This window comes from Streptomyces griseus subsp. griseus, assembly GCF_000720255.1.
In the GTDB taxonomy this organism is placed as follows: domain Bacteria; phylum Actinomycetota; class Actinomycetes; order Streptomycetales; family Streptomycetaceae; genus Streptomyces; species Streptomyces griseus_I.
The window spans coordinates 110680-123942 of sequence record NZ_JOJE01000016.1; the positions used below are offsets into that span (position 1 = coordinate 110680).

Annotated in this window: 8 protein-coding genes and 1 pseudogene; 7 read left to right on the plus strand and 2 right to left on the minus strand. The window is 71.1% G+C overall.

Going from position 1 to position 13263, the window contains the following annotated elements:
- Positions 1–12: 12 nt before the first annotated feature.
- Together IG99_RS49645 and IG99_RS22645 are read right to left on the minus strand one after the other, a co-directional pair.
- Positions 13–183, minus strand: coding sequence for a hypothetical protein (locus IG99_RS49645; protein WP_199815577.1), 171 nt, complete (start codon positions 181–183; stop codon positions 13–15).
- Positions 184–201: 18 nt separating this feature from the next.
- Positions 202–693 (minus strand): DUF1360 domain-containing protein, encoded by a 492-nt coding sequence (locus IG99_RS22645; protein ID WP_037676676.1) that lies wholly within the window; start codon positions 691–693, stop codon positions 202–204.
- Positions 694–928: 235 nt separating this feature from the next.
- On the opposite strand from IG99_RS22645, the pseudogene IG99_RS47750 reads away from it, so the two are divergent.
- The 7 genes and pseudogenes from IG99_RS47750 to IG99_RS22675 all read left to right on the plus strand — a co-directional run.
- Positions 929–1396 (plus strand): annotated as a pseudogene (locus IG99_RS47750) (hypothetical protein); the annotation flags it as partial.
- Between the two features lie 57 nt (positions 1397–1453).
- Positions 1454–2860 carry a hypothetical protein gene (locus IG99_RS22650; protein WP_037676799.1) on the plus strand — a complete coding sequence of 469 codons (1407 nt, stop codon included), beginning with the start codon at positions 1454–1456 and terminating at the stop codon, positions 2858–2860.
- Positions 2857–4293 (plus strand): VWA domain-containing protein, encoded by a 1437-nt coding sequence (locus IG99_RS22655; RefSeq protein WP_037676677.1) that lies wholly within the window; start codon positions 2857–2859, stop codon positions 4291–4293. The genes IG99_RS22650 and IG99_RS22655 overlap by 4 nt, the downstream gene beginning before the upstream one ends.
- A 60-nt stretch (positions 4294–4353) precedes the next feature.
- A complete protein-coding gene (locus IG99_RS22660) occupies positions 4354–5478 on the plus strand; it encodes an ATP-binding protein (RefSeq protein ID WP_037676679.1) in 1125 nt (374 codons plus the stop codon).
- Complete coding sequence (locus tag IG99_RS22665) at positions 5475–8300, plus strand: DUF5682 family protein (protein WP_037676680.1); 2826 nt, start codon at positions 5475–5477, stop codon at positions 8298–8300. The genes IG99_RS22660 and IG99_RS22665 overlap by 4 nt, the downstream gene beginning before the upstream one ends.
- A gap of 102 nt (positions 8301–8402) precedes the next feature.
- Positions 8403–9152 carry a sulfite exporter TauE/SafE family protein gene (locus IG99_RS22670; protein ID WP_107055999.1) on the plus strand — a complete coding sequence of 250 codons (750 nt, stop codon included), beginning with the start codon at positions 8403–8405 and terminating at the stop codon, positions 9150–9152.
- A gap of 212 nt (positions 9153–9364) precedes the next feature.
- Positions 9365–13261, plus strand: coding sequence for a glycoside hydrolase family 2 TIM barrel-domain containing protein (locus tag IG99_RS22675; RefSeq protein ID WP_037676682.1), 3897 nt, complete (start codon positions 9365–9367; stop codon positions 13259–13261).
- Positions 13262–13263: the final 2 nt, after the last annotated feature.

The window sequence follows — 13263 nt, forward strand, 5'->3', positions numbered from 1 at the left end:
CGTTCAGCGCCTTCAGCGTGCAGCGCGTTCAGGTGATGTCGTCGGGGTGTCGTCCTCCGAGTCCTCGCGCTCGCCCTCGGCCTGAGAGGGCGTCGGGTGGTTCGGAAACGGGTGATCGGTCGTGTCGCGGGTGTCGTCCTCCTCGGGTTCGCCCTCGGCCTGGGACGAGGTGTGTTCACTCATGACGGGTCTCCTTCCGTTTCAGCTCTCGGCCGACTGTTCCGTCCAGCTCCACGCGTACTGGAGCCAGTCCGCCACGGTCACGGCACCCAGACCCACGCAGAGCAGACGGGTGGCCCGGGGGGCGGAGGCGTAGCCGCAGACCAGCGCGCCGGCCACCCATGCGGAGGTGCAGAATGGGCAGGACACCAGGTCGCCGACGGCGCGCCGGGCCTCGCCGCCCCGCGACTCGTCCATCACCTCGTTGGCCGGGCCCTCCGAGTCCCGCTCGGTGAAGGGCGCCCGCAGGAAGCTGGTGATCTTGTCCTTGGACAGCAGCCTGGACGCCTTGAACGTGGCCGTTCCCAGCAGCGCCAGGTCCCACGGCGGAACCCGCTCGGGCAGCCGTACCCCGCGGCGACGAGCCACCAGGGCGTACCCGGCGACCCCGGCCGTGAAGGTGGCGGCCAGTCCCGCGTAGCCCTTCAGGGGCACCTCGTCCTCGTCGTCGTAGCGTGCGGTGTCCGCCGTCATGGAACCTCCCTCGAAACCCACGCGCCCACCGGGCGCCGCGCCCCGAGTTCCCCACCGCACCCGGAGGAAACCACAGGTCAGAGGCATTGTCAGTGGTCGCCGGTAAGTTCGTTCGTGTTCCGCCGGTGTGACGGAACGCCCCCTTGCTGATGCCCTCCAGGGCTTCTTCAGCGACCCCTGCTGGCGCAAAGGAGATGGTGCGTTGTCGGACTGGGAGAAGTCGAGCACGGCCCGGGTGGTCCCACCCGCTCGGCCGCGCAAACTCGCCAAGGTCCCATTCGTCGAACTGGCCGACGGACGCCTCCAGGGCGTGGTGTCCAGCGGCTCCGACATCGAGCGCGTCTACGTCTCGTCGGTGGCGGCGGGAACGTTCGCGTACGCCTGCAGCACCAACAACAACCGCCCCTGCGGCGGTGCCCGGGGCGGGTTCTGCAACCACATCCGCGCCCTGGTCACCGAGGCGGTGCTCCAGTACGGCGGTGAGCGCGTCGCCCGCTCGTTGCGGGTGGACGTGACGGACGCGGAGCCGAGTGCGCCGGACCTCCTCCAGAGGATCAGCGCGGTCCGCCCGTCGCCGGCCGGCTCCAAGGACGCCGCACCCGTCTTCAGCCGGTTCCTGCGCCACCTCGCCTACCTCGAACTCACCCCGGACACCGCACCGCTGCCGGAGATGCAGTTCTTCCCGCCGACCAGGGCGGTGTCGATCCCGGTGCCGGTGCCGGTGCCGGTGCCGGAGCGCGGATCGGGCGCGGGGGAGGGCGTGGGAGAAGCCGGCGACGGTGTCGACGCGTCCGCCGAAGCCCTCGAAGGGCTCGACGAAGCGTTCGCGGCCGTCGACGCCTTCGACCGCACCCTCGTCGCCGGGCTGCTGCGCCCCCAGCCCGCGCAGGCCGCCGGTCTGACCCGGCTCGCGCACGCCGTCGTGGGCACGCCGCTGTCCTCCCGGGTCGCCGAGGCGGCCGAGAAAGCGGCCGCCGGAGCCGCCGGCGAGGACCACTTCGTCGCCCTCGCCGCCGCGCGTGGCGCGCTGCTCGGCTCCGTCCACGACGCCCTCATGCTGCGGCTCGACGAGATCACGGGCCGCCCCCGGGGCGAGGAGGAGGCTCCGCCGCCCGCCGAGCCGCAGTCGGCCAACCTCCTGGCCGCCGCCCGCTCCTGGCTGTCCGACCTGGCCCGCGCCGGGTGGCAGGGCATGGACCACGACACGGTCTCCGGGGCCGCCCAGATCGTCTCCGCGATGCTCCCGGACCCGGCCCCGCGCCGCCTCGCCACTCTCCTCGACGGCTTCGCCGCCGAGCTCGCCGCCTCCTGCCCCGGCGCCACCCTGGAGCGGGTCCCGGCCCGCCGCTGGGCCGACCTGTGGTCCCGCGCGATGCTGCTGACCCTGCCCGGCGCCGCCGCCCCGGCCGCGACCGGCACCGTCACCGGCCGCCTGCTGCCCCTCGGTGTCGACCTGCACGAACACGCCACCGCCGCACAGGCCCAGGTCCACGCCGTGTTCGAGCCCGCCGACGGCACCCCGCCGCGCCTGGTGCGGGCCGGCGTCGCGGTGCCGAAGCCGGACACGGTCGTCGGCGCCGGCGTCTGGCAGCTGCTCCGGCCCCATCTGTCGCTCCTCGCGGCAGCGGGGGAGGGCCTGTCGATGGACATCACCGACATGCCGATCACGGCCGAGGGCGACCTGGTCTGGAGCGACGAGTACGCCCGACCGGGCGCGCCCGCCGACGCGTTCGCCACCGCCCGCGTCGCCCTGGCGGCAGCGACCGCTTCCCCGACGGCACCCCTGGACCGGCACCCGGCCCGCATCGCCGTCCCCGTGCTCCTGGAGGGCCACACCATCCAACAGGAAGAAGACCTGCTGACGTTCGGCCTCCCGGGGCTGCCGCCGCTCGCCGTCGACACCGACCGCGTCCCGGCCGCGGGACCGCTGACCCCGGAAGCCGTCGCCGCCTCGACCGCCTGCATCGGCCTGCTCCGCTGGGACGACGGGGCGTTCACCGTCCAGCCGCTCGCCGTGGAGACGACGGTGCGGAAGAAGACCGTCGCTCTGCACGCCGGGGCATGGGCCGGGGGCATCACCGACAAGGCCGGCGTCAAGGCCGAGAAGGCCGCCACCGACGCCGTCGCGGTGCTGCGGGAGCGCGCGGGAAGGCTGCTGCGGAAGTGACACAGACGCCCGAGACGAACAGCGGGACGAACACCGGGACGAACGCCGAGGCCAACCGCCGCCAGGTCCTCTACTGGCGTCTGCTCTCCCGGCTCTTCGACTCCGACGAACAGGCCACCCTGGAAGCGGCGAGCCTCGCCGTCGTCGAGGACATCGACCTGCCGCCCGCGCTTCTCGACCCCCAGGCCTCCGTCGACTCCATCGTGCAGCGCCACCCCGAACTGGCGGCGGAGTTCGAAGGACTCATGGTCCCCGACCCCGACCAGGAGACCGACGACGGTGTACGCGACCACGCCGTCGAGGTGCGGCGCGCCGCTCTCGTGTCGAAGGTGCTGCTCAACGTCTTCGCCACCGGCACCGGCACGGTCACCGCCGGGCAGCTCTCCCGATGGCAGTCCGACGCGGGCTGGCTGGAGCGCGCCCTCGGCTGCCGCCCGGGTGAACTCCGCGGCGGCCGCTCCGCAGGCAACAGCCCCGGCCGCGGCCCCGACACCACCACCGGCGGCCGCGGGACGACGCCCGACCTGAGCACACTGATCCCGGCGATCGGACCCGAGCTCGGGACCATCGAGGCCGACCTCGTCAAGCGCATGCACCTGCGCGAGGTGCTCGCCGACCCCAAGCTCGCCGCCAAGCTCACCCCCAGCATGTCGCTCATCGAGCAACTGCTGCGGGACAAGAACAACCTCTCCGGTGTGGCCCTCACCAACGCCAAGGCCCTGATCCGCCGCTTCGTCGACGAGGTCGCCGAAGTACTGCGCACCCAGGTGGAGAAGGCCACGGTCGGCGCCGTCGACCGGTCGGTCCCGCCCAAGCGGGTCTTCCGCAATCTGGACCTCGACCGCACCATCTGGAAGAACCTCACCAACTGGAGCCCCGAGGAGGAACGGCTCTACGTCGACCGCCTCTACTACCGCCACACCGCCCGCAGGACCACACCGCAGCGGCTCATAGTCGTCGTCGACCAGTCGGGCTCCATGGTCGACTCGATGGTCAACTGCACCATCCTCGCCTCGATCTTCGCCGGGCTGCCGAAGGTGGACGTCCACCTGATCGCGTACGACACCCGTGCCATCGACCTCACCCCCTGGGTGAACGACCCCTTCGAGGTCCTGCTGCGCACCAACCTCGGCGGCGGCAACGACGGCCCCGTCGCCATGGCCATGGCCCGCCCGAAGATCACCGAGCCCAAGAACACGGTGATGGTGTGGATCTCGGACTTCTACGAGTTCGACCGTTCCCAGCCCCTGTTCGAGGGCATCGAGGAGGTCCACCGATCCGGCGTGAAGTTCATTCCCGTCGGCTCCGTGACCAGCTCCGGGCGGCAGGAGGTCAACCCCTGGTTCCGGGAGCGCTTCAAGACGCTCGGCACCCCGGTGATCTCGGGCCACGTCCGCAGACTCGTCCAGGAACTCAAGACCTCGCTCGCCTGATCAGTCATTCGTCCCCCGTAGCCACACGCTTCCGTAGCCACACGCTCGAAAGGCCCTCACATGTCCGACCTGTTGCGCGCCCCCGCCGAGATCAAGTACGCCGAGGAACTGGACTGGCTGGAGTCGATCGACGACAACCCCAAGCCGTTCTCCTGGCGTCTGTCGCCGAAGATGGTCCGTCTGTTCATCCTTGGCTCGGAACGCGCCGACGGCCTCGACCGGGAGGTCTCCCAGAAGTGGTTCGGCGACCGCGGTTTCGTGGAACGCTCCATCGTCACGCTCGCCTCCGACCGCGGCCTGCTGCTGATCGGTGACCCCGGCACCGGCAAGTCCTGGCTGGCCGAGCTGCTGTCCGCCGCGATCTGCCGCAACTCCACCCTCGTCGTGCAGGGCACGGCCGGGACCACCGAGGACCACATCAAGTACTCCTGGAACGTGTCCATGGTCATCGCCAAGGGCCAGTCACGCGAGTCGATGATCCCCTCGCCGATCATGACCGCCATGGAGGCCGGCGCCATCGGCCGCTTCGAGGAGCTCACCCGCTCCACCAGCGACGTCCAGGACGCGCTGATCTCGATCCTGTCCGAGAAGTACATCTCCGTGCCCGAACTCGGCAGCGACAGCGACAGCGACAACATCGTGTTCGCCAAGCCCGGTTTCTCCGTCATCGCCACCGCCAACAGCCGCGACCGGGGCGTCAACGACCTCTCCTCGGCCCTCAAGCGCCGCTTCAACTTCGTCCGCATCCCCGTGGTGACCAACAAGAAGAGCGAGGCGGAGATCGTCCGCTTCCGCACCGAGGAACTGCTGCGCCGCCACCAGATCGAGCTGGACGTGCCCCCGACCCTCCTCGATGTGCTGCTGCAGAGCTTCGCCGACCTGCGCGCCTCGGCGGCCGCCGCCGGCAGCGACGACGAGAAGCTGGAGTCCGCGCTGTCCACCGCCGAGCAGATCGGCGTCCTGGAGGACGCCGTCCTGCACAGCAACTTCTTCGGCGAGCGCACGCTGACCGCCCACACCCTCGCCTCCTCCCTCGTCGGCTCGCTGGCCCGGCGCGAACCGGAGGACCTGGCCATCCTCAACAAGTACCTGCACGGTGTCGTCGAGCCTCGCAGCAAGGAACAGGGCGGCTCCTGGCCGGAGTTCCTGGAGGGCGGCCGCGACGCGATCTCGACCCTGTCATGAGCGAGGGCACCTTCGGCGCTCTGCGCGCCCAACTCCAGGAAGCCGCCACCGCGTTCGCCGACGGCCCCGACGCCCTGGAGGGCATCCTCCTGGGCATCGTCGACGACGTCGACCGGGCGGTGCGCGAGCCGCTCGAGATCTTCCCCGTCTGCCACCACTCACCCGCCTCGGCGCTCGCCATGGCTCGCCGGCTGCGGGAGAAGCAGCCGAAGGTCGTGTACCTGGAGCTGTGCGAGGACATGGCGCCGCTCCTGACCGAACTGCGCAACTGCCGGCTCCCGGTGGCGGTCCAGGCGTACGCGACCGAGGTCGACGGCTTCCCCGCGGAATGGGCGCCCCTGTCGGTGGTGGCGCCGATCACCGAGGCGTCCGCCGAGTACCAGGCGATCGCCTACGCCCTCGACACCCCGGGCGTCGAACTGGTCCTCGTCGACCGCTCCTCCGACCACGTCTTCCAGTGGGACGCCCGCAGTGGCCCGGCGCCCACCGGACCGGCCGACCCGGACGCGCCGCCCGCCGAACCGTCGGCCACCGAACCGCCGCCCACCGAGTCGCCGGCCACCGAGGAGGCGGGCCTGCACGGCGACGCGGTCGGCGTGGAGATCGGCGACCTGCGGCCGCGCTTCGCCGAGCTGGAGGAGCACCTGCTGCGCCACGGCCGGGTGCGGCACTGGTCGGAGTGGTGGCACCAGTACGTCGAGCTGCCGCTCGGCGACAGCGACCACGACACATACCGCCAGGTGATGCTCCTGATCGGCAGCCTGTTCCGGCGCCTCGCCCCGGGCGACCCGCACCGGGTGTGCGTCGACGAGGACCGCGAGCGGTACATGTGGACCCGGATGCGCCGGCACCTCGCCGAGACCGGCACCGACCCCGAGGACTGCCTGTACGTCTGCGGTGCCTTCCACGCGGCCAGCAGGGTCGCCGAGTTCGGCGTGCACGGCAGCGACACCTTCGAGATCAGCCCGCCCAGCGCGACAAGGTGGCAGCACGGCCTGATCCCGTCCAGCCACGCGGCGATCGAGGCGCAGTTCGGCCTCGCCGCCGGGTCGGTGTCGATCGCCGCCTCCGTATGGGCGAAGAACGTCAAACGCACCCGCGTGAAACCGTTCCGCCTGGAGGGGCAGGCCGGCACGAAGAAGCCGGTGAGGACCGGCACGGCACCCGCTCCCGAGCCGGCCGCACCCGCCACCGACAAGCTGTCCGGCTTCCTCCGGCGGCCGCCCGTGCTCGACCGTCTCGACGAGGCCGAACTGCTCGGCTGGTCGGTGGACATCGTGCGCGCCGCACGCCGCAACGGCTACCTCGCCTCCACCGCCGACGCCATCGCCGTCTTCGAGACCTCGATCCTGCTCGCCGGGATGCGCGACCGCGCCAGGCCCACGCCGTACGACTTCCAGGACGCGGCCGTCACCTGCATCGAGAAGGACTCCGTGCCGGGCCGGCGTGATGTACGGCGCCTGGTCGAGATCATGATGGGCGGCGACCGGGTCGGCCAGGTCGGCTACGACGCCCTGCCGCCCCTCGCCCGCGACGTGCACGACCGGCTGGAGCCCCTGGGCCTGAAGCTGCAACAGCGCGGTGTGCAAAGGGCGTTGCTGGACATCGCGGGCCGCCCGGAGCTGGAGCGCTGCTCCGACGTGCTGTGGATGCTGAAGTACCTGATGCCGCACGGCGCCGCCCGGCCGATCATGGGGGAGCGGCGGCTGGGCGAACGGCCGATCCAGGAGTCGTGGGACCTGGCGCTGGGCACCCACCAGCGCGCGCTGATCGAGCTCGGCTACGAGGGCGTCGGCATCGAGCAGGTGCTGGAACAGCGCCTGCGCCGCACCGCCTACGGCCCGCAGGCCACCACCGCGACCGTCCTCGAAGCCGTCGAGGACGCCACCCTCTACCTGCGCAGCCGCCGCCTCGCCGACGAACTCGGCACGCGAGCCCTGGAGGTCCTCGCCACCGAACGCAGCGTCGACGGCGCACCGGAGGTCCTGCGCCGGGCCCGCCGCCTGCTGGCCCACTACCGGACCAGCGAGCCGGCCCTGCCCGGGTGGATCGAGTCCTTCGTCAAGACGGGCTACGCCCACTACTGCACCCTGCTGCCGACGGCGTTCACCGACGACGAGGCGACGGTCCGCCAGGTCGCCGCGATGCTCGGGTTCCTGTTCAGCATGGAGAGCCTCGCGTTGTCCCTGGGCTGCGACCGCACCCAACTGGAGCTGGCGGTCGCCCAGTCGCATCCCGAGGACCCCTCGAAGGTGGCCCTGCTCTGGGCCGCGCAGGCGCATCTCGGCCGGCTCTCCCGCGCGGAACTGCGCACCCGGTGCGACGACCTGCTCGGCAACCCCCTGGTGGTCCCCGCCTACCCGCGCTACCTCAGCGGCTTCCTGCACGCGTTGGAGCCCGTACCGGCGCTGGCCGACTTCGTCGTGGAGGCCGTGTCGAACGCCTTCGCCAGGCTGCCGGACCCGGTGCTCCTGCCATGGCTGCCGATCCTCATCACCAGCCTGCGCTCCGGCGGCGCCGAACTCGCGCCCGTGCTGATCCGCGAGGCCGGGCGGATCTTCCCCGGCCGGCTCGCGGCGCTGGACGCGTGGGTACCGCCGTGGCAGGCCGATCCTGAGCCCACGCCCGCGGCCCACCGCGAGGACGGCGTCCCCCGTGTGGCCCTGCTCGCCGCCCATCCCGCCACCTGCGACGCGCTGGCCGGCCTGCTGGGCTGCGACGACCCCTGGGAGACGGCGGACCCGGCACCTCGGGGCGTGGCCCTGCTCGGCCGCCATCCCGCCACGGCGACGGCACTGGAGGCGCTGCTGTCCAGCAGGTGACCTTGCGGCGCCCGCCGAAGTGTCCGGTTCCTATGCTCGCCCCATGAACCACAGGCGGAGCATGAACACGTTGACCGCGGGCGCGAGGTGACCCCGCCGGAGATGCTCGCCGTCCTCGCGGCGGGCGTGGGTGCCGGAGCCGTCAACACCGTTGTCGGCTCCGGCACCCTGATCACGTTTCCCGTCCTGCTGGCCACCGGCCTGCCGCCCGTCACCGCCACGGTCTCCAACGCGCTCGGACTGATCCCAGGCTCGATCAGCGGAGCGATCGGCTACCGCAGGGAACTCGAGGGCCAGCGCCGGCGCATCCTCACCCTGAGCGTCGGCGCCGTCCTCGGCGCGTTCACGGGAGCCGGCCTCCTGCTGGCCCTGCCGGCCTCGGCGTTCGAGACGATCGTGCCGGTCCTGGTCGCCCTGGCCCTCGTCCTGGTCGTCCTCCAACCCGTGATCAGCACCCGCCTGCGGCGCCGCCGCGCCCGCAACGGCACCTCCACCCACCCCGACGGCGGTCCCCTGCTGCTCGTCGGCCTGACGCTGGCCAGCGTCTACGGCGGCTATTTCGCCGCCGCACAGGGGATCATCTACATGTCCCTCATGGGCGTACTCCTCGAGGACACCATGCAACGCCTCAACGCCGTCAAGAACGTGCTCGCCGCCGTCGTCAACTCCGTCGCCGCGACCGTCTTCCTGTTCGTCGCCGACTTCGACTGGACGGCCGTCGCCCTCCTCATGGCCGGCTCCGCCGTGGGCGGCCAACTCGGGGCCAGGGTGGGCCGGCGTCTCAGCCCGCCGGTCCTGCGGGGCCTGATCGTGGTGGTCGGGACCGTGGGCATACTGCAGCTGCTGCGCTGAGGCGCAGCCCCATCAGGACCGCACAAAGTCCGACAGCGTCATTGATTCGTTTGTGATCGAGTCCTAGGGTGAGGCTGGCTCGGTGACACCTCCGTCACCAGTCGTCGTCCACTGACTCGCCATCAACTCATCTACTGACCAGCGCATTTGAGTTCACGTCAGGCAGGTTCCAGGAAAGTTCGTTTCTGTTCGCTCCGAGGAAGGTCACGGACATGCCGCACCCGCACGTGTCTCCCACGACCGTCAGCCGTCGTCGTCTCCTCGAGGGCGGAGCCGCCGTCCTCGGCGCGCTCGCCCTGTCCGGGGCGCCCGTCGCGGCGTACGCGGCCGGGCCGCGCGAGGCCTCCGACACGACGCCGGAGTGGAACGGCCACATCAACGTCTTCAGACTGGGCTCCGAGCCACCCCACAGCACCCTGATGCCGTACGCGACCCTCGGCCAGGCGCTCTCCGCCGACCGCACCCGCTCGCCGTACCGGCTGAGCCTGGACGGCACCTGGAAGTTCGCCTACGCCGACCGGCCCGACGACCGTGACGTGGACTTCCACCGCACCGACCTCGACGACACCGGCTGGGACACGATCCCCGTGCCGTCCGCATGGCAGCTCCAGGGCTACGACCGCCCGATCTACATCAACATCACCTACCCGTGGTGGGGCCCCAACGGCCTGGGCGAGGAGGCACAGCCGCCGGCCGCCCCCACCCGCTACAACCCGGTGGGCCAGTACCGGCGCACCTTCACCGTCCCGCGCGACTGGTCGGGGCGGCGGACGTTCCTGCACTTCGAGGGGGTCAAGTCCGCCCACTACGTCTGGATCAACGGCGAGCTGGTCGGCTACCACGAGGACTCCTACGACCCCGCCGAGTACGACATCACCCGGCACCTGAAGCCGGGCACCAACCAGATCGCCGTCGAGGTCTACCGCTACTCCGACGGCGACTGGCTCGAGGATCAGGACATGATCCGGCTGAGCGGCATCTTCCGCTCGGTGTATCTGTACTCCACGCCCGCGGTCCACCTGCGCGACTTCAAGCTGGACACCCCGCTCGGCGACGACTATAAGTCGGCTGACCTCTCGGTCACGGCCAGTGTCAAGGACTACGGCGGCAAGGGCGCCGGCCGGTACTCCGTCGAAACCCAGCTGTACGACGCCGGCGGGCATCCGGTCTGGTCCCGGCCGCTCCAGCAGGCGGTCGCCCTCGACTCCGGGGACGAGACGACCGTACAGGCGTCGAAGGCCGTGCCCGCGCCGCGCCTGTGGTCGGCCGAGCACCCGTACCTCTACACCGCCGTGCTCCGTCTGCGCGACCCCGGCGGCAAGGTGGTCGAGACCCTCTCCCACCGGGTCGGCCTGCGCGAGTTCGCGCTCAAGGACGGCCTGATGCGCATCAACGGCAAGCCGGTCTCCTTTCGCGGCACCAACCGGCACGAGATGCACCCGACACACGGCTCGGCGCTCACCCGCGCCGACCTCGTCGAGGACATCGGCATCATCAAGCGGCTCAACATCAACTCCGTGCGCACCTCGCACTACCCGAACAACCCGCTCTGGCTCGAACTCGCCGACGAGTACGGCCTCTACCTCGTGGACGAGACCAACCTCGAGACCCACGGCATCCGTGGCGAGTACCCCGGCAACCACGCCGACTGGACCGAGGCGTGCGTGGCCCGCGCGCAGAGCATGGTCCACCGCGACAAGAACCACGCCTCGGTGGTCATCTGGTCACTGGGCAACGAGGCGGGCGGCGGCAGCACCTTCAACGCCATGCACGACTGGATCCGCTCCTACGACACCACCCGTGTCATCCAGTACGAGGGCGACGACCGCCCGGGCATCAGCGACATCCGCTCCGAGATGTACGACAGCCCCTCCCGCGTCGAGGCCCGGGCGAAGGACACCGGCGACACCCGGCCGTACGTGATGATCGAGTACTCCCACGCGATGGGCAACTCCAACGGCAACTTCAAGAAGTACTGGGACCTGGTCCGCCGCTACGACGTCCTCCAGGGCGGCTGGATCTGGGACTTCGTCGACCAGGCCCTGAGCTGGCCCACCCCGACGCGCAAGCTGCTCACCGAGTCCGGGCCCGCCGCCCTGAGCGGCGAGGTCATCAATCCCAGCGGTACCTTCAGCCGCGCCGAGGGCGTCTCGGGCGGCACTGTCTTCGCTCGCGACACGAGCCTCGACCTCACCGGCTCCCTCACCCTGGAGGCCTGGGTCACCCCGCACGTCACCGGCTACCACCAGCCCATCCTCGCCAAGGGCGACACCCAGTACGCCCTGAAGCAGACCGACCGGACGCTGGAGTTCTTCATCCACGGCGGTGGCCAGTGGGTCACCGCGAGCTGGGCGCTGCCGGACGACTGGACCGGCCGCGAACACCACGTCGCGGGCGTCTTCGACGCCGAGGCCGGCACGCTGACCCTGTACGTCGACGGCACGGCGCGGGCCACCCGCGCCACCACCCGGCGCCCCGCCGTCAACACCGCCCCGCTGGCCCTGGCCACCGACGTCGACAATTCCACCCGCGAGTTCAGCGGCACGATCCGAAGGGCGCGCGTGTACGCCCGCGCCCTGAGCGCCACCGAGCTGGCCTCCGACAGCCGCGGCCCCGGCGACGACGGAGTGCGGTTCTGGTTCGACGCGGCCTCCGTCGGGCTCACCGAGAAACGGTCCCGCGACAAGACGTTCTACGCCTACGGCGGTGACTGGGGCGACAACCCCAACGACGGCGCCTTCTCCGGCGACGGCATCGTCACCGCCGACCGCGGCCACACCGGCAAGTCCGTCGAGGTCAAGCAGATCTACCAGGCGATCAACGCCAAGCCCGCCTCCGGCGACACCGTGACCTCGGGCCGGGTCACCCTCACCAACGAGTACTTGTTCACCAACATCCGTGCGTACGACGGCCGTTGGTCCCTCGTCGCCGACGGCAAGGTCGTCCAGCGCGGCACGCTCAGCCGCGACCAGCTGGACGTGCCGCCGCTGGCCAGCAAGGACATCACGATCCCCGTGAAGGTCCCGGCGAAGCCCGCACCCGGCACGGAGTACTTCCTGAACCTGTCGTTCACCACCAAGGAGCCCACCAAGTGGGCGAAGTCCGGCTTCGAGGTCGCCAAACAGCAACTGGCCGTCGCCGCGGGCAGCCCCGCCGTGACGCCCGTACCGCTGGACAGCGTGCCGGCGCTGCGCCACGACGACGGAGACAGGGCCGTCACCGTCCGAGGCAGGGGATTCTCCGTCACCGTCGACAAGAGCAGCGGCACCATCACCTCGTACGAGGCCCGAGGCGTCCGCCTGATCACCTCGGGCCCCGCGCCCAACTTCTGGCGGGCGCCCACCGACAACGACCGGGGCAACGGACAGCACACCCGCAACCAGACCTGGCGCGACGCGGGCGCGAACCGCAAGGTGACGGGCGTGGACGTGCGCGCCCTGCGGGACCGGGCCGTCGAGATCAAGGTCACCGGCACCCTGCCGACGACCACGGAATCGACGTACACCACCACCTACACCGTCTTCGGCAACGGCGAGATCAAGGTCGACAACACCTTGCACCCCGGCGCGTCGAACCTGCCCTACATCCCCGAGGTCGGCACCCTGCTGTTCCTGCCGAAGCGCCTGGACCGCCTGCACTTCTACGGCCGCGGCCCCGAGGAGAACCAGTGGGACCGCAACAACGGCACCGATGTGGGCCTGTACTCCGGCACCGTCGCCGGGCAGTGGACCTCCTACCTGCGCCCGCAGGAGAACGGCAACAAGACCGACGTCCGCTGGGCCGCGCTGACCGGCCGTGACGGGGTCGGACTGCTCGTCTCCGGCGAACCGCTCCTGGAGGTCAACGCCTCGCACCTCACCCCGGAGGACCTGTCCAGCGGGGTGCGCCACGACTACCAGCTCACCCCGCGGGACGCGGTCGTCCTGCGGGTGAACCACCGCCAGATGGGCGTGGGCGGCGACAACAGCTGGGGCGCGCACACCCACGACGAGTACAAGCTCTTCGCCGACCGCGACTACTCCTACACCTACCGGCTGCGCCCGCTCACCGACGTGAGCAGGGCGACGGCGGCGACACGCCGTCCGACAGCGACGGAGCTCGCCGAGTAGCC